The organism is Nitrospirillum guanabarense, assembly GCF_034653355.1.
In the GTDB taxonomy this organism is placed as follows: Bacteria; Pseudomonadota; Alphaproteobacteria; order Azospirillales; family Azospirillaceae; genus Nitrospirillum.
In genome coordinates, this window is record NZ_JAYEER010000004.1 from 1,933,033 (window position 1) to 1,948,917 (window position 15,885).

The 15,885-nt window shown below is 69.3% G+C and carries 16 protein-coding genes; 5 read left to right on the forward strand and 11 right to left on the reverse strand.

The window, feature by feature from the left end:
* The first annotated feature begins 30 nt into the window (after nucleotides 1–30).
* Nucleotides 31–1,560 carry a UbiD family decarboxylase gene (locus UAA55_RS26980; RefSeq protein WP_322956705.1) on the forward strand — a complete coding sequence of 510 codons (1,530 nt, stop codon included), beginning with the start codon at nucleotides 31–33 and terminating at the stop codon, nucleotides 1,558–1,560.
* 202 nt (nucleotides 1,561–1,762) lie between these two features.
* Here the strand turns inward: UAA55_RS26980 and UAA55_RS26985 are convergent, their stop codons facing one another.
* The 3 genes from UAA55_RS26985 to UAA55_RS26995 form a co-directional block, all read right to left on the reverse strand.
* Nucleotides 1,763–2,074, reverse strand: coding sequence for a plasmid mobilization protein (locus tag UAA55_RS26985; protein WP_322956706.1), 312 nt, complete (start codon nucleotides 2,072–2,074; stop codon nucleotides 1,763–1,765).
* A gap of 72 nt (nucleotides 2,075–2,146) precedes the next feature.
* Nucleotides 2,147–2,890, reverse strand: coding sequence for a copper homeostasis protein CutC (locus UAA55_RS26990; protein WP_322956707.1), 744 nt, complete (start codon nucleotides 2,888–2,890; stop codon nucleotides 2,147–2,149).
* A 29-nt stretch (nucleotides 2,891–2,919) separates the two neighbouring features.
* Complete coding sequence (locus UAA55_RS26995; RefSeq protein ID WP_322956709.1) at nucleotides 2,920–3,855, reverse strand: ROK family protein; 936 nt, start codon at nucleotides 3,853–3,855, stop codon at nucleotides 2,920–2,922.
* Between the two features lie 89 nt (nucleotides 3,856–3,944).
* On the opposite strand from UAA55_RS26995, the gene UAA55_RS27000 reads away from it, so the two are divergent.
* The gene (locus UAA55_RS27000; protein ID WP_322956711.1) at nucleotides 3,945–4,955 is read left to right on the forward strand and encodes a LacI family DNA-binding transcriptional regulator; all 1,011 of its coding nucleotides are present in this window, start codon (nucleotides 3,945–3,947) and stop codon (nucleotides 4,953–4,955) included.
* A 14-nt stretch (nucleotides 4,956–4,969) separates the two neighbouring features.
* On the opposite strand, the gene UAA55_RS27005 is transcribed toward UAA55_RS27000, so the two are convergent.
* The 5 genes from UAA55_RS27005 to UAA55_RS27025 are packed head-to-tail and all read right to left on the reverse strand — an operon-like array spanning nucleotide 4,970 to nucleotide 8,803.
* Nucleotides 4,970–5,749, reverse strand: a complete 780-nt coding sequence (locus tag UAA55_RS27005; RefSeq protein ID WP_322956712.1) for a transporter substrate-binding domain-containing protein — start codon at nucleotides 5,747–5,749, stop codon at nucleotides 4,970–4,972.
* A gap of 8 nt (nucleotides 5,750–5,757) precedes the next feature.
* Nucleotides 5,758–6,675, reverse strand: coding sequence for a N(4)-(beta-N-acetylglucosaminyl)-L-asparaginase (locus UAA55_RS27010; RefSeq protein ID WP_322956714.1), 918 nt, complete (start codon nucleotides 6,673–6,675; stop codon nucleotides 5,758–5,760).
* Nucleotides 6,672–7,436, reverse strand: coding sequence for an amino acid ABC transporter ATP-binding protein (locus tag UAA55_RS27015; RefSeq protein WP_322956715.1), 765 nt, complete (start codon nucleotides 7,434–7,436; stop codon nucleotides 6,672–6,674). The genes UAA55_RS27010 and UAA55_RS27015 overlap by 4 nt, the downstream gene beginning before the upstream one ends.
* A 12-nt stretch (nucleotides 7,437–7,448) precedes the next feature.
* The gene (locus UAA55_RS27020) at nucleotides 7,449–8,120 is read right to left on the reverse strand and encodes an amino acid ABC transporter permease (protein WP_322956716.1); all 672 of its coding nucleotides are present in this window, start codon (nucleotides 8,118–8,120) and stop codon (nucleotides 7,449–7,451) included.
* Nucleotides 8,120–8,803 (reverse strand): amino acid ABC transporter permease, encoded by a 684-nt coding sequence (locus UAA55_RS27025; protein WP_322956717.1) that lies wholly within the window; start codon nucleotides 8,801–8,803, stop codon nucleotides 8,120–8,122. Before UAA55_RS27025 ends, UAA55_RS27020 begins: the two co-directional genes overlap by 1 nt.
* A 535-nt stretch (nucleotides 8,804–9,338) precedes the next feature.
* On the opposite strand from UAA55_RS27025, the gene UAA55_RS27030 reads away from it, so the two are divergent.
* From UAA55_RS27030 to UAA55_RS27040, 3 genes are all read left to right on the forward strand, one after another.
* The gene (locus UAA55_RS27030; protein ID WP_322956719.1) at nucleotides 9,339–10,691 is read left to right on the forward strand and encodes a TldD/PmbA family protein; all 1,353 of its coding nucleotides are present in this window, start codon (nucleotides 9,339–9,341) and stop codon (nucleotides 10,689–10,691) included.
* Nucleotides 10,692–10,769: 78 nt separating this feature from the next.
* Nucleotides 10,770–11,777, forward strand: a complete 1,008-nt coding sequence (locus UAA55_RS27035; RefSeq protein WP_322956720.1) for an alpha/beta hydrolase — start codon at nucleotides 10,770–10,772, stop codon at nucleotides 11,775–11,777.
* A gap of 50 nt (nucleotides 11,778–11,827) precedes the next feature.
* Entirely contained in the window at nucleotides 11,828–12,667 is an 840-nt protein-coding gene (locus UAA55_RS27040; RefSeq protein WP_322956721.1) for a hypothetical protein, read from the forward strand.
* 51 nt (nucleotides 12,668–12,718) lie between these two features.
* Here the strand turns inward: UAA55_RS27040 and UAA55_RS27045 are convergent, their stop codons facing one another.
* The 3 genes from UAA55_RS27045 to UAA55_RS27055 all read right to left on the reverse strand — a co-directional run bounded on the left by UAA55_RS27045 (nucleotide 12,719) and on the right by UAA55_RS27055 (nucleotide 15,839).
* The gene (locus UAA55_RS27045) at nucleotides 12,719–13,096 is read right to left on the reverse strand and encodes an RT0821/Lpp0805 family surface protein (protein ID WP_322956723.1); all 378 of its coding nucleotides are present in this window, start codon (nucleotides 13,094–13,096) and stop codon (nucleotides 12,719–12,721) included.
* Nucleotides 13,097–13,098: 2 nt separating this feature from the next.
* A complete protein-coding gene (locus UAA55_RS27050; protein WP_322956724.1) occupies nucleotides 13,099–13,428 on the reverse strand; it encodes a hypothetical protein in 330 nt (109 codons plus the stop codon).
* Between the two features lie 170 nt (nucleotides 13,429–13,598).
* On the reverse strand, nucleotides 13,599–15,839 hold the full coding sequence (locus UAA55_RS27055) for a primosomal protein N' (RefSeq protein WP_322956726.1): 2,241 nt from the start codon (nucleotides 15,837–15,839) through the stop codon (nucleotides 13,599–13,601).
* Nucleotides 15,840–15,885: the final 46 nt, after the last annotated feature.

Consider the following 15,885-nt stretch of genomic DNA (forward strand, 5'->3'; position numbering starts at 1 on the left):
ACCGCCTATTCCTACCCTGGACGTTTCCCCATGCCCTATGCCTCCTTGCGTGAGTTCATCGACCGGCTGGAACAGGCGGGCCGCCTGGTGCGGGTCAAGACCCCGGTATCGACCGTGCTGGAGATGACCGAGATCCAGACCCGCCTGCTGGCCGAGGGCGGCCCCGCCGTGATCTTCGAAAATGTCATCAAGGCGGACGGCACGCCGTCGGACATGCCGGTGCTGGTCAACCTGTTCGGCACGGTGGAGCGGGTGGCCTGGGGCATGGACCGGGAACCGCATGAGTTGCGCGACGTGGGGGAGACGCTGGCCTTCCTGAAGCAGCCGGAGCCGCCACGCGGCCTGCGCGACGCGTGGGAGATGCTGCCCCTGGTGAAGACCGTCATGGCGATGCGCCCGCGTACGGTGGGCAGCGCGCCCTGCCAGGAGGTGGTGCTGACCGGCGACCAGGTTGACCTTGGCCGCCTGCCCATCCAGAGCTGCTGGCCGGGGGAGCCGGCGCCCCTGATCACCTGGCCCCTGGTGGTGACCCAGGGACCCACCGCCAACGACAAGGACGGCCTGGCGGAGGATCGCTTCAACCTCGGCATCTACCGCATGCAGGTGCTGGGGCGCGACCGCACCATCATGCGCTGGCTGAAGCATCGCGGCGGGGCCCAGCACCATCATCGCTGGAAGGCCGCCGGCAAGCGCGAGCCCCTGCCCGCCGCCGTGGTGCTGGGCGCCGACCCCGGCACCATCCTGGCCGCCGTGACCCCGGTGCCGGAGACGCTGTCGGAATACCAGTTCGCCGGCATGCTGCGCGGCAAGAAGGTGGACCTGGTCGACTGCAAGACCGTACCGCTGAAGGTGCCGGCCCAGGCGGAGATCGTCCTGGAAGGCTATGTCTCGCTGGACGAGTACGCGGACGAGGGTCCCTACGGCGACCACACCGGCTATTACAACTCGGTGGAGAAGTTTCCCGTCTTCCAGGTCACGGCCATCACCATGCGCCGCGACCCCATCTATCTCTCCACCTTCACCGGCCGGCCGCCCGACGAGCCCTCCGTCCTGGGCAAATCCCTGAACGAGGTCTTCATCCCCCTGCTGCGCCAACAGTTCCCGGAGATCATCGATTTCTGGCTGCCGCCGGAAGGCTGTTCCTACCGCATCGCCGTCGTCTCGATGCGCAAGGCCTACCCGGGCCACGCCAAGCGGGTGATGATGGGCGTGTGGTCCTTCCTGCGGCAGTTCATGTACACGAAGTGGGTGATCGTGGTCGACGACGACATCAACGCCCGCGATTGGAAGGACGTGATGTGGGCCGTGTCCACCCGCATGGACCCGGCGCGCGACATCACCGTCATCGAGGGCACGCCCATCGACTACCTGGACTTCGCCAGCCCCAACTCGGGCCTGGGTGGCAAGGTCGGCCTGGACGCCACCAACAAGCTGCCCCCCGAAACCCACCGCGAGTGGGGCGAGAAGATCGCCATGGACCAGGGCGTGGTCGACGAGGTCAGCCGCAAATGGGCCAGCTATGGCCTGCCGGGGACTGGGAAGCCGATCTGGCGGAAGTGAGCCCGACGCCTAACATCAGCCGCCGCCGGAACCGCTGTCGCTTTCCGGTTGGCGGCTGATGCGCAGGGTGGCGCCATCGGGCCGCGCGATCTCGACAATGGTCTCCAACCGGGTCAGGCGGCGCTCATGATCGGCCAGCGCCTGGCCGTCTCGCGGCGCAAATCGGAAACGGCGCCGTCCAACCGCTGCACCCGTTCCTCAATCAGCACGACGGTGCGCAGGCCGCTGAGGATCTTTTCGCCGAAACTCGTGAGGAGCGACGCTCCCGCACCTCATCGATCGCCGCCTCGGCTTCGGCGATGGATCGATCCAGGCTGGCCATGATGCGTGGAGCGGCGTCCGCCGGGGTAGCCAGCAGCGCCTCGATCTCTTCGCGGCTTTCCACCAGATCGTCTTCAGCGACCCGGCGGCGCACGAATTCAGAGGTGGAAACACCCAGGCGCTTGGCCTGGGCGGTGAGTCGCCGCTCCTCCATCGGCGTCATCTGAACCACCAGTCGGGCCGTCGCGGCCATCGCCATCTCCCTCATGCCCATGGACAAGGCATGGACATGATCGCACCAGGAGCTGGGGGCGGCAGGCCATGGTCAGTAGATGTCCCTAATCGCCGCCGCCAGCCACATGACCGTCGCCGCGTCCGTCTCCCGCGCGCCGGGCTGGACGAAGCCGAAGTGCAGCAGGTGCTGGTCCACCACCGCCGGGGCCATGCCGCAGGAGGCGTGGACTTCGGTCACGCCGGTCTGGCGGATGAGGTCCACGGCGTTGTCAGGGGTCACACCACTGCCGGCCATGACGCTGATGCGGCCCTGGGCATGTTCCACCAGCTCGGCGATGGTCTCCGTCCCCTCCACCGCGCTGCGGGCGCAGCCGGAGGTCAGCACGCGCTCGAAGCCCAGCTCGATGGCGATGTCCAGCGCCTCTATGGGGTCGGGGGTCAGGTCGATGGCGCGATGCAGGGTCAGGCCCAGGCCGCCGGCCCGGTCGACCAGGATGGCCAGGGCGGCCGCGTCCAGCTCGCCATTGGGCAGGCTGGCGCCCAGCACCACGCCGGGCAGGCCCAGGGCCCGCACCGTGTCGATATCGTCGCCCATGACGTCCAGGTCGGCGGGGCCATAGACGAAGTCGCCCGGGCGGGGGCGGATCATGGCGTAGGCCGGCCGTCCGCTGGCCGCCGCCAGCGCCATCAGGCCGCGCGACGGCGTCAGGCCGCCCACCACCAGGGCGGCGCACAGCTCCAGCCGGTCGGCGCCCCCCTTGATGGCGGCGGCCACCCCCGCCGGGCTGTCCACGCACACCTCAAGCCGCACACGATTCGTTTCCGCCCGGGTCATCCCCGCAGTCCCCCTTCAGCCCTGTTCCGTTACTGGTCCTGTTCCAACCACCGGATGCCCAGGATGGCCGCCCCCAGCATGCCGGCCGCACCGCCCAGCGCCGTGGGCAGCAGCAGCGGCGTACCCGTGCGGCGCAGGATACGGGCCCGCACCGCCGCGTCCAACGCCGAAACGAGGGCGGCATCGGACGAGAGGCCACCGCCCACCGGCACCAGGCCGGGGCCGACGGCGTTCACCACCACCGCCAAGGGATCGGCCACCAGATCGACATAGATGTCGATCGTGCGCATGGCGTCCCGCTCGCCGGCGTGCCAAGCCGCCGTCAGCGCCTGGCTGTCCAGCCACACGCCGTGCAGGGCATGGTGCAGGCGCTCCAGCCCCCGGGCGCCGCCGATGGTGTCGACACAGCCCGCCTGGCCACAGCCGCACGGCAGGCGCGCCAGGGTGACGCTCGGGTCCCCGGTCACCTGCTTCACCACCGGCCCGTGGCCCCATTCGCCGGCCCCGGGCACCAGCCGGCCGCCCACGACCAGGCCGCCGCCCACGCCAGTTCCCAAAATGATGCCGAAGACGGTATCCTGGCCGCGCGCCACCCCCACCGTCGCCTCCGCCAGGACGAAGCAGGCGGCGTCGTTGCCCACCACCACGGGGCGGCCCAGCGCCGCCGTCAGATCGGCCACCAGGGGCGTGCCCGTCAGGCAGGGGATGTTGGCGCATCTGGCCAGCCCCGTGGCGGGGTCGATGTCCCCGGCCAGCGCCAGGGCCACCGGCGCATCCTCGGGCCCAGGCGGCCCATTTACGTGGGCTTGGGCGATCAGCCCCGCCAGCGCCTGGACGAAGGCGGCGCGGTCACGGGCCGGCGTCGGCACCCGCCCGACACGGGTCACCGCCCCTGTCACCGCGACATCTGTACTGGCTGTCCCCAGGGAAATGTATGACCCGCCGATATCGAAACAGTATATCAAGATTGAAATCTTCTTTCGTTAATGTGCCCGGTTTTATAGGAAACCGCCGGCACCTTATCGGCGTTGGGAAAGAATGGGGAATGGTTGGGATGGACGGGAACGGAACCGACAAGCTTTGCGCACCCCTTCCAGCCAACCCCACCATCAGCGACGTGGCCGAACGGGCCGGCGTATCGCGGGCGGTGGCGTCCCGGGCGCTGTCGGACGAACAACGGCCGGTGTCGGCGGAGAAAAAGGCGCGCGTGCTGCAGGCGGCGCAAGAGCTGGGATTCCGCCCCAACCTGCTGGCCCGCAGCCTGACCACCAAAAGCGTCAACTTGGTGGCCGTCGTCGTCAACCACATCCATGACTTGAGCGACCTGGATCTGTTCGACGCCCTGCTGGAGGCCGTCCAGAACACGGGCAAGCAGGTGATCTTCATCCGCGTCGGTTCCAGCGACCGGGTGGAGTCTTTCCTGCGCACCGGCGTCGCCTATCACGTCGACGCGGCCGTCGTCTTTTCCGACTTCGCCGACGCCGCCACCGCCCGCACCCTGTTCCGCACCGACAAGGTGCTGATGCTGAACGGCCGGCATGACCGTGAGTTGCCCGCGGTGATCCCGAACGAAGGGGTGGGCATAGCCGAGGCCGTGGCCCATGCCGCGCGCCAGGGCGTGAAGACCGCGGCCCTGGTGACCGGGCGCCTCACCTCCGCCCTGGAGCAGGCGCGTATCCGTTTGTACCACACCGCGCTGGCCGCCCAGGGCATCCGCCTGACGGCCAGCCTGCAGGGCGACTATTCCTACGCCAGCGGCCACAAGGCGGGGGAGGAACTGGCCCTGACGTCCCGGCCGGATGCCGTCTTCTGCACCTCCGACGCCATGGCCATGGGCGTGCTGGACCGGCTGCGGGCGGATTTCCCCGGCGGCCGCGCCACCACAACGCGCCTGTACGGCTACGATAACCTCTCGCTGACGGATTTCGACGCCTATCCCATCTCCTCCATTGGCTATGACAGGCGGGCCTATGTGGCGGCGGTCATCGCGGTGCTGAGCGGCGGCGCCACCGGTCCATGGCCCCTGACCCTGCCCACGCGTTTCCATCCCCGGCTGACCGGCTGACCGGCCGACGGTGGTCAATTGGCGGTCAGGGTGGGGACGGCCGCGTCCTTGCCCCACCATTTGCGGTAGTTGGCCTCATACGCGCCGGACTTGATGTAGTCGGCGACGAAGCCGTTCAGCCAGCGCAGGAAGTCGATGTCGCCCTGGGCCAGGCCGATGGCGATGGGGGCGTTGGAATAGAGGTCGGGCAGCGTCTTCAGGCTGGGGTTGGTGCTGGCCAGGTAGTCCATCATGGACAAATCCTCGATGCCGGCGTCCACCCGCCGCTGCACCAGCAGCAGCACGCCGTCGGGCGCGAAGGTGTCGGTGAAGACCAGCTTGGCCCCCGGCACCGCCTGGCGCAGGAACGCCTCGCCCGTGGTGCCCCGGCCCACCACCACTTTCTTGCCGGCCAAGTCGGACAGCTGGTTGATGCCGGCGCTCTTCTGCGCGATGACGCGCAGGCCCACACGGTTGTAGGGGATGGTGAAGGCGATGGTCCTGGCCCTCTCCGCCGTGGCCGTCAGGTTGGCCACCGCCACGTCGATCTGCCCCGACACCAGCATGCTGACCCGGGCGTCGCCGGAGACGTCGGTGTATTCCACCCCCACCCCCAGCTTGTCCGCCAGGCGCCTGGCCACGTCGACGTCATAGCCGGCCGGCGCGTTGCGGTCGTCACGGAAGCCCACCGGCTCCCCGCCCAGCGACACCCCCACCCGCAACACCCCGCGCTGACGGATGTCCTCCAGCTTGCCCGCCCAGGCGGGAGCGGCGATCAGCATGACGGCGAGCACGGACAAGAGCTTACGGAACATCTGGCACCTCATACCGTGCGCGCGATGCGTTCCTCGGGCGCGGACAGGGACGGATCCCAATACCAATACCGGATGGCGGGACCACAGCGGAAGCTGACCACCTCATGATTACCACGGGCGTCCAGCGCGTGGATGACCACCCCGGCCAGGAAGCCCTCGCGCAGTTCCCCCAGGTCGGCCACCGCCAGCTCCACCGCTTCAGCCAAGGACTTGCCCAGCTGCAAGGCCAGCACGATGGACCGCGCCGTGCCGCAGCGCACCGTCATCTCCCCCGTGTGGGTGCAGGCGGCGGCGCCATAGCGGCTGTCGGCATAGAAGCCGGCGCCGGCGATGGGCGAATCACCCAGGCGGCCCGGATACTTCCAAGCCCAGCCCGAGGTGCTGGTGGCCGCGTGCAGGTCGCCGCCGGCATCCCGGCCCAGGAAGACCGTGGTGTCGCGCACCCGCTCCGGATCGGTGATGGCGCGGCTGAGCGGCGCCAGAGGGATGTTGGGGAAGGCGGCGAGATCCGCCGGCGGCAATTCCTTCTCCAGCCGTTCCCACCACACCCGCCGCGATTCCTCCAGCAGGGTGGGTTCCGCCTGGAATCCGCATTCCAGGGCGAAGCGGCGGGCGCCGTCGCCGGTCAGCAGGGTGTGCGGCAGCCGGCGCATGACCTGCAGCGCCACCGCGCTGGCCGGTATGACGTCGCGCAAGGCGCCCACGGCCCCCACTTGGCGGGTACCGCCGTCCATGACGCCGGCGTCGAACTCCATCTCCCCCAGCATGTTGGGCCAGCCACCGTAGCCGACGCTGCGCACCGTCGCCTCGCGTTCCACCCGCGCGATGCCGGCCACCAGGGGGTCGGGGCCCCGCTCCCCCGCCCTCAGGCGGTCAATGGTGGTCTGGAATCCGGGCCAGGCTTCGGAATTGGCGATCAGGATCATGCATGCACTCCGGCGGTGGGCGCCATCTTGGACAGGAATTGATGGATGCGAGGATGGGCCAGGCCCCCGTCCGCGGCGAAGAACTGGTCCGTGGGCAGGTCGACGATGAGGCGTCCCTGGTCCAGGAAGACGATGCGGGTGGAGATGCGGCGGGCGAATTCCACCTCATGCGTCACGAACAGCATGGTGGTGCCCCCATCCCCGATTTGGCGGCCCGCCAGCCGGCCCAGGATCGCCAGCACCTCGGCCGTCATCTCCGGATCGAGCGCGCTGGTCACCTCATCCAGCAGCAGGTAGCGCGGGTTCATGGCCAGCGCCCGGCAGATGCCCACGCGCTGGCGCTGCCCGCCCGACAGCTGGCCGGGATAGGAGTTGGCCTTGCCCGCCAGCCCCACGCCGGCCAGCAGATCGCGGGCCTGCGCCTCCACCTCATCCTTGGGGCGCTTCAGCACAAGTTCCGGCGCCAGGGTGACGTTCCGCAGTACGCTCATGTGGGGATAGAGGTTGAACAGCTGGAACACGGTGGCCGATAGGCGGCGCGCCTGGGCCAGTTGGCGCGGGTTGGCCACGTCCAGCCCATCGACGGTGATGCGGCCGCCGTCCAGCGTCTCCAGCCCGTTGATGCAACGGATCAGCGTGCTTTTGCCCGAGCCGCTGGACCCCAGGATGGTCACCACCTCCCCCGGCGCCACCGTCAGGCTGACCCCGTCCAGCACCGTGTGGGCGCCAAAGCGCTTGACCACGCCCTCCACCGCTATCATGCCGTCATCCCCCTAAAGCCCCAGCGGGGCTGCATGGGCGCGCAGCCGCCGCTCCCATCGATTGCCCAGCAGCGTCAACGTCTTGGCCGCCGCGAAATACAGCACGCCCACCATGGTCCACACCGCGAAGGGCCGTAAGGTGCGCAGGTTCAGGATGTCGCCCGCCTTGGTCAGGTCGACCACCCCGATGACGGAGACCAGGGAGGTCACCTGCAACTGGTTGACCGCCAGGCCCACCAGCGGCGCCATGGCGAAGGCGGCCGCTTGGGGCCCCAGGATATGGCGCACCAGCTGGACGCGACTGAGACCGAAGGCGCGCGCCGCCTCGACCTGGTCCCGCCCCACCGCGTCCAGGCCGGCCAAGGCGATGAAATAGACGAAGGCCGCGGTGTTGGCCGACAGGGTCAGGCTCGCGGCGAAAACGGGCGTCAGCGGCTGGTGGATCAGGGCCGGCACCCCGAAGAAGACCAGGAACAGCTGCACCAGGACGGGGGAATTGCGCAGCAGTTCCAAACCGGTGTGTAACAGGGCGCCCAGCGCCGGCACGCGGAAGTGGCGCACCACGGCCGCCCCGGATCCCAGGACCAGCCCGATCAGGAAGGTGCCCGCGAACAGGCCCAGGCTGACGCCCAGACCCTGGGCCAGCAAGGCGCCGTCATGCCAGGTGAAGCCGGCGTGCCGCATCAGGCCCCGCCCCCCATCGCCCCGTTGGCCATCATGTGCCGGTTCAGGCGCCGATGCAGGGCGTCGATGCCCAGCGACACGGCGTAGGTCAGGCCGGCGTAGGCGGCTAGCAGGAAGGCATAGACCTCGAACGGGCGATAGGTTTCCGACGCCACGCCCCGCGCCGTCCCCGTCACCTCGTCCAGCGTGATCATGGACAGGATGGACGAGCTGAGCACCAGGTTCACGAAGACGGACCCCAGGGGCCGGATGGCGGTGCGCAGGGCGATGGGCAGGACGATGCGGCGGATGATGGCAAGCCGCGACAGGCCGCCGACCTTCGCGGCCTCCACCACCCCGGGCTCGATCGCCAGGATGCCGCTGCGCACCACGTCACTGCCATAGGCGCCGCCCACCAGGCTGAGCGCCAACACGCCGGTCCAGAAGGCGTCGATGTACACGCCCACCTCGGGCAGGCCGTAGAACAGGAAAAAAACCTGCACCACGAAGGGCACGTTGCGGAAGACGTCGACATACAGCCGCGCCAGGCGCCCGGCCCAGCCCCTGCCGACGGCGAGCAACCCCAGCGCCGTGGCCAACGCGAAGGCGCCGGCGATGCCCAGCGCGCAAACCTCCGCCGTCAGCGCGGCGCCCGCCAGCAGCGTGTCCAGATGAGGCGTCAGCACCGTGAGGTCGAAGGCCAAGGGCGATCCCTGTTTGGTGAAATCGGTTTCAGTTAGGAGAGCGTATCACCCGCGCCATCCTCAACACCATGGGGAATCGATGTCGCCGATGCCAGAAAAGAAAACAGGGCCGCGGGGTTGGCGCCCGTGGCCCTGTAAGGTTGATGGACTACTTCCGGGAAGAAACCCGAAAGGTTGACCGAACGAACCGGGGCGGCAGATCCCCGTAGTGGTCCATTCGACCGACCGAATGCGTCAGGCGGGGCAGCCTTCGCGCATTGGCCAGGGGACCCTAGCCGCGGTCGGTAACAAACGGATGTCACTCTTTGATAGGCTAAGAAACAAATCGTTGCAATTGTGCTTTCAGTTACCTTTCAGAAACATTTCCCGCGACCCGGCACCATTTCCCCATGGCGCCAACGCCTTCACCCCAAGGTCAGGCTTCCCCCGGGGGCCGCGACCTGGCAAGCTGGCATCGAATGCCCACATGTGGCCTCAGCCCTTTGTTTCGCCCCCCAACGGGGCACCCTGATCCGAGCCTGGAGCTTCCGCACCCATGCCCCCCCTGCCCCCTGACGCCACCGCCGCCGGCATCCTGGACGATCTGCTGACCCTGGCGCGCAAGGCCGGCGCCGACGCCGCCGACGCCCTGCTGGTGGACAGCGCCGCCATGTCCATGAGCCAGCGCCTGGGCAAGCCGGAGGAGGTGCAGCGCGCCGAATTGGGCGATCTGGGCCTGCGGGTGTTCGTGGGCAAGCGCCAGGCCATCGTCTCCTCCACCGACCGCAGCCCGGCGCTGCTGAAGGAATTGGCGGAGCGGGCGGTGGCCATGGCCCGGCTGGTGCCGGAGGATGATTTCTGCGGCCTGGCCGATCCTGACAGCCTAGCCCGCGACTGGCCGGATCTGGACCTGTGCGATCCGTCCGAACCGGTGGCCGAGGATCTGCTGGCCCAGATCGCGGAGCTGGAGGAGACGGCGCTGGCCGTGCCCGGTGTCAGCAATTCCGAAGGGGCGGACGCCGGCTGGTCGCGCTCCACCGTCACGCTGGCGGCCAGCAACGGCTTTTCCGGCGGCTACAGCGTCAGCCGCCGCAGCCTGTCCGTCTCCGTCCTGGCCGGCAGCGGCACGGGCATGGAACGGGACTACGACTATCATTCCACCATCTATGCCGGCGACCTGGAGTCGCCCGTCACCATCGGCCGCCGCGCCGGTGAACGGGTGGTGGCCCGCCTGAACCCGCGCAAGGTGGCGACGCAGGCCGTGCCCGTTGTGTTCGACCCGCGCGTGGCCGGCGGCCTGGTCGGCCACCTGGCGGGCGCCATCTCCGGCGCCGCCATCGCGCGCGGCACCAGCTTCCTGAAGGACAAGATGGGCCAGGCGGTGTTCGCGCCCAACATTACCATCGTCGACGACCCGCATATCCGCCGGGGCCTGCGCTCCAAGCCTTTCGACGCCGAGGGGCAGGCCAACAGCCGCCGCAACCTGATCGACGGCGGCGTGCTGACCACCTGGCTGCTGGACTGCCGTTCCGCCCGCCAGCTGGGGCTGGCCTCCACCGGCCACGCCGCGCGCGGCACCGGCGGCCCGCCGGGCCCCAGCGCCACCAACGTCTATCTGGCCCCGGGCGAGGAGACGCCGGAACAGCTGCTGGCCGACATCCGCCAGGGCTTCTACGTCACCTCGCTGATGGGCAGCGGCGTCAACGGCATCACCGGCGACTACAGCCGGGGCGCCTCGGGCTTCTGGATCGAGGACGGCAAGATCGCTTTCCCGGTGGCCGAGGTCACCATCGCCGGCAACCTGAAGGACATGTACCTGACCCTGCGGCCGGCCAACGACCTGGAATTCCGCCACGGCGTGGACAGCCCCACCCTGCGGGTGGAAGGCATGACGGTGGCCGGCACCTGAGGCGGGCTGGCATTCCCGCCGCTCTCTCGGCTAAGTTACCGGTAACAGAAACCGAACAGCCTTGAGGGAGGCAGCCCCATGACCTTCACCCTGAACCGCCGCGGCCTGGCCCTGGCCGCGCTGGCCGGCGCCGCCCTGGCGCGATCCGCGAAGGCCGACGGCTCGCCGGCCACCGACCTGGTGCAGCTTTCGCGCCAGCGCCGGGATCCGGACGCGCTGCTGCCCCTGTGGCCCGGCACCCCGCCGGGCGGCGAGGGCGTGGCGGTCAAGGACGCCGTCACCGACCACGGCCCCATGGGCGGCCCCCCCGACCGCTCGGCGGAGAGCGTGTCCACGCCCACGCTGGCCTTTTTCCGCAGCGCCAGCCCCGGTCCGCGCGCCACCATCCTGGTCATCCCCGGCGGCGGCTACTCCAGTGTGTGGTTCGACAAGGAAGGCTATGAGATCGCCCGCTGGCTGAACGCCACCGGCCTGCACGCCGCCGTCCTGACCTACCGCCTGCCCGCGCAGGGCTGGAGGAATGGGCCGGACGTGCCGCTGCAGGATGCGCAGCGTGCCATGCGCCTGCTGCGCCACAAGGCCAAGGCCTGGGCGGTGGACGGCGGTCGCATCGGCATCATCGGCTTCTCCGCCGGCGGCCACCTCGCCGCCAGCCTGCTCACCCGCCATGACGCCGCCGTGTACACGCCCGTGGACGAGGCCGACAAGCTGCCCGCCGGCCCCCAACTGGCCTGCCTGGCCTATCCCGTCATCTCGATGGACGAGTTGCTGACCCATCCGGGCTCGCGCCAGCACCTGCTGGGCAGCAGCCCGTCGGCCGAGCAGGTGAAGGCCTATTCGCCGGACCAGATTGTGCGGACGGGTGCCTGCCCCACCTTCCTGTTCCACGCCGCCGATGACGACGCCGTCCCGGTGGGCAACAGCCTGGCCATGTTCCAGGCCCTGCGCCGGCAGAACGTGGCGACCGAGATGCATATCTTCGAATCCGGTGGCCACGGCTTCGCCATCCGCGACACGCCGGGCCGGCCCGCCGAACCCTGGCCGGATCTGTACCGCCGGTGGCTTGGGCGGCATGGGTTTGTGTGATCCGAAATGATAGTGTGGCCGCTTGGGCTTGGCATTCGTTCCGAGGATGCATGATCACCCGAAAAAGAAGCCTCGACCCGCTGTTCATGGTCGGCGTCCTGCTCATGTTCGTGTCCAGCCTGCCGACGAAAGCCGGCGAGCTTTACACCGTCGATGTGGCGCGGCTGCGGCCGCTCAGCCAATGGCCGGAAAGCATCGCCTTCATTGTCCAGGATGGGAAAGGCGTGAAAGTGCAGGTCGCCGCCAATTCGCTGGACGACCCGAAAAGCGCGACGCTCAAGAACCTGTCAGGACAAACAATTGATGGCGCGGAGGTTTCCGACGAATACCTAGGCCAGAACCTGCATATGGGGGGCCAAACCGTCCTCGAGGCCACCGAGGCAACGCTGGGCAAACAGACCAGCGTGAGATCGTCACCCCTCAACGGCAGCTATTTCAACGTCATCAGGAATGATTGCGGATCCGTTATTCGTTCGACACTCGACATTGAAAATAACGGCATCACTACGCGCAAAATCATCCTCTACATCATGGATGACTATCAGCCCGTCACCATATCTTGCGATGGCGAACGCCCAGTGGCCCCCTATGACAAGACTCGCCTGATTGCGGCGGACTACCACGTCCTTCCCTTGAAGGACGGCAATATCCTGCTGTGGGGGGTCGGGCACCTACCTATGCCGTTCGCGATCAAGGTCCGGCCGGACCTGAGCGACCTTCCCAAGCCTCCCCACGGCCGGCTTATCGCGGCGGACTGGAAGACGGTGCTTGCCCTCCAGAGCCGAATTGAAGGCCCTAAGGGTTTGCCGCCTTCGCCTGAGGACGACCTTGACCCACAACTGGCTCGGGCCATCACCGATGCCATCGTCGCGGGCTTTCCAGCCCGCTAAGGAATCAGCGGCACGGGGACCAGTCCCCACGCCGCCTGCTCCTCATTCACCTCAATTCACGATCTTCCATTGCCCATCGGGCTGGCGGCAGGCAGTGCCGGTGACGGTCTGCTTGCGGCCGCCCACGGTGGCCACGCTCTGGTATTCGCGGCAGTAGTTGTCGGCCAATTCCTGCCAGGTCTTGACCGGGGTCATCTGATAGCGCGCGCCGTTGTCGGGATTGTTCCAGACGATCTGCTGGCCGTCCGGCGCCTTTTCCATGGCCTGGGCGAAGCAGCCCTCGTCACTCTGGTCCATGCTGTTGAAGGCGGCGTTGCCGGCCAGGGCGCCCAGCAGCACGCCGGCGCCGGTCATGGCCGCCTTGCCGCCGCCATGGCCGAACTGCGAACCGGCCAGACCGCCCAGCAGGGCGCCCACCACCGTGCCCACGTTCAGGCCGACGGCGCCACGGTCGCACCGCCCCTGGTCGATGCCGACATCGGCGGCGTAGAACTCGCGGTAATGGGGGAGCGGCGGTCGACATAGCGGGGCGGCGGGCCCCGGCGATCGTCGCGCCAATGGTCGTCCCCGCGGTGATCGTCCCGCCAGCGGTCGTCATCCCGCCGGTCGTCCCCACGGTGGTCGTCATGCCAATCCCGGTCCTGGTAGCGGTAGCCCGACGCCTCCGCCCAGGGCGGCGGATCGGCCCAGGCCGGCAAGGTGGCGCCCAAGGCCACGACGGCGGTCGCGGCGGCGGCGATGAGACGGGAAGAGCGCTTCATGATGGCCTTCGTTTCTTCCGATGCTTGGGTGACGGCAAGTCACCGATAGTGGTCGTACCAGCGACATTATGACGCCGATCGTGGCGACCATGGGGCACCGACGACCGCCCCGCCATCTGGCTTTCCGGATTACGCGGAAAAGCCAGGTAAGCCGCCCGAGAAGCCGCGCCTTACATGAAGCTATACGGGTCGACATCCACCTGCACCCGCACCGCTGCCGGTATGGGCACGGCCCCCAGCCAAGCCTGCAGCAGCGGCTGCACCGCCACGCCACGCGCCGTCTTCAGCAGCAGGCGGCGACGGTGGCGTCCGCGCAGCAGGGCCAGCGGGGCGGGGGCCGGGCCCAGCACCAGCACGTCGTCGCCCTGGGGTGCCGCGCGGGCCAGGTCGCGGGCCAGCTTGTCCACCTGGCGCTCATCCTCGCCGGAAATGATCAGGGCCGCCAGCCGGCCGTAAGGCGGCAGGTCCATGGCCCGGCGCTGGTCCGCCTCCGCCGCCAGGAAGGCGTCGCGGTCGTGGGCGGCCAGCGCCCGCATCACCGGATGCTCCGGCATGTGGGTCTGCAGGAAGACGCGGCCCGGCCGGCTTTCGCGGCCGGCGCGCCCCGCCACCTGGTGCAGCATCTGGAAGGTGCGCTCCGCCGCGCGCAGGTCGCCGCCGCCCAGGCCCAGGTCGCCATCCACCACCCCCACCAGGGTCAGCATGGGGAAATGGTGGCCCTTGGCCATGACCTGGGTGCCGATCAGGATGTCGACCTTGTGGGCGCGCACCTCCTCGATCACCGTCTGGATGGCGTGCGGGCCGATCAGCGTGTCGCTGGTCATCAGCGCCACGCGCGCCTCGGGGAACAGCTGCGCCACCTCCTCCGCCACCCGCTCCACGCCGGGGCCGCAGGCGACGAAGGAATGCTCCGCCTCGCAGGACGGGCAGGTCTCGGGCAGGCGGTCGGTGTAGCCGCAATGGTGGCATTGCAGCCGGCGGCTGAGGCGATGTTCCACCAGCCAGGCGGTGCAGTTGGGGCATTGCAGGCGGAAGCCGCAGCTGCGGCACAGGGTCAGCGGCGCGTACCCCCGGCGGTTCAGGAACAGCATGCTCTGCTCCCCCGCCGCCAGCGTTTCCGTCATCGCCTGCGTCAGGATGGGGGACAGCCAGTGGCGGGCCGGCGGCCGGCTGTCGGGCCGGCGCAGGTCGATCAGGGTGACCTCGGGCAGGCTGGCGCCACCATGGCGGGCCGGCAGGTCGATGCGGCCATAACGCCCCGTCTCCGCGTTCGTCAGCGTCTCCAGCGACGGCGTGGCGGACACCAGGGCCACGGGGATGCCGCCGAGGAAGGCGCGGGCCACCGCCATGTCGCGGGCATGGTAGATGACGCCGTCCTCCTGCTTGAAGGCGGCCTCATGCTCCTCATCCACCACGATCAGGCCCAGATCGGGATAGGGCAGGAACAGGGCGGAGCGGGCGCCCACCACCACCGGCGCCTCGCCATTGGCGATCGCCCGCCAGGCGGCGCGGCGATGGGTGCCGGCAAGATCCGAATGCCATTCCACCGGCCGCACGCCGAACCGCCGGGTGAACCGGTCCAGCCACTGGCTGGAAAGGGCGATTTCCGGCAGCAGCACCAGGGCCTGGCGCCCCAGGCGCAGGCAGGTGGCGATGGCCTCGAAATACACCTCGGTCTTACCGGAGCCGGTGACCCCGTCCACCAGGGTGGCGGAATAGGCGCGGGCATCCACGGCGGCGCGCAGCGCGTCGGCCGCCGCCGCCTGGTCCGATGACAGCTCCGGCCCCGCCATGTCGGCGTCGGGGATGGGCGGGCGCGGCTGGGCGCGCAGGACCACGGGCGTCAGCAGACCTGATTCCGCCAGGCCGCGGATGACACCGATGCCGCAGGCGGCATCGCGCGCCAGATCGGCCGGGGTCCGGGGCGGCCCGTCCTCCTCCATCAGCGCCAGCACGCGGCGGCGCGCATCCGTCATCTTGAAGCCCGGCGGCGGCGATTCGCCGGATGGCAGATAGGCCAGCAGCTGCTTGGGTTCCTCCAGCGCCGCCGACACGCTGATCGCCATGCGCAGCACGGAGCCGGGTGCCGACAGGGTGTAGGCCGCCACCCAGTCGACGAAACGCCGCGACACCTCCGGCATGGGCGGCAGGTCGAAGCGGCGGATGACGGGCTTCAGGCGGTTGGCCGCCACACCCGCCTCCCAATTGTCCCCTGGACCGCCCACGGCCCAGACGACGCCGAAGACGTGGCGGGGGCCCAGCGGCACCTCGACATAGGCGCCGGCCTCCAGCTCCATGTCGTCGGGAACGCGGTAATCGTAGGGGCTGGCCAGGGGCAAGGGCAGCAGGACGCGTACCCGCCGCACCGGTGGGGCCGCCGTCTCCATCCCGCTTGCCGTCAACAGATCCATGGCCTTGCTGTTACCACCGGGCACCCCTTGGGCGCCACCGTTCCCT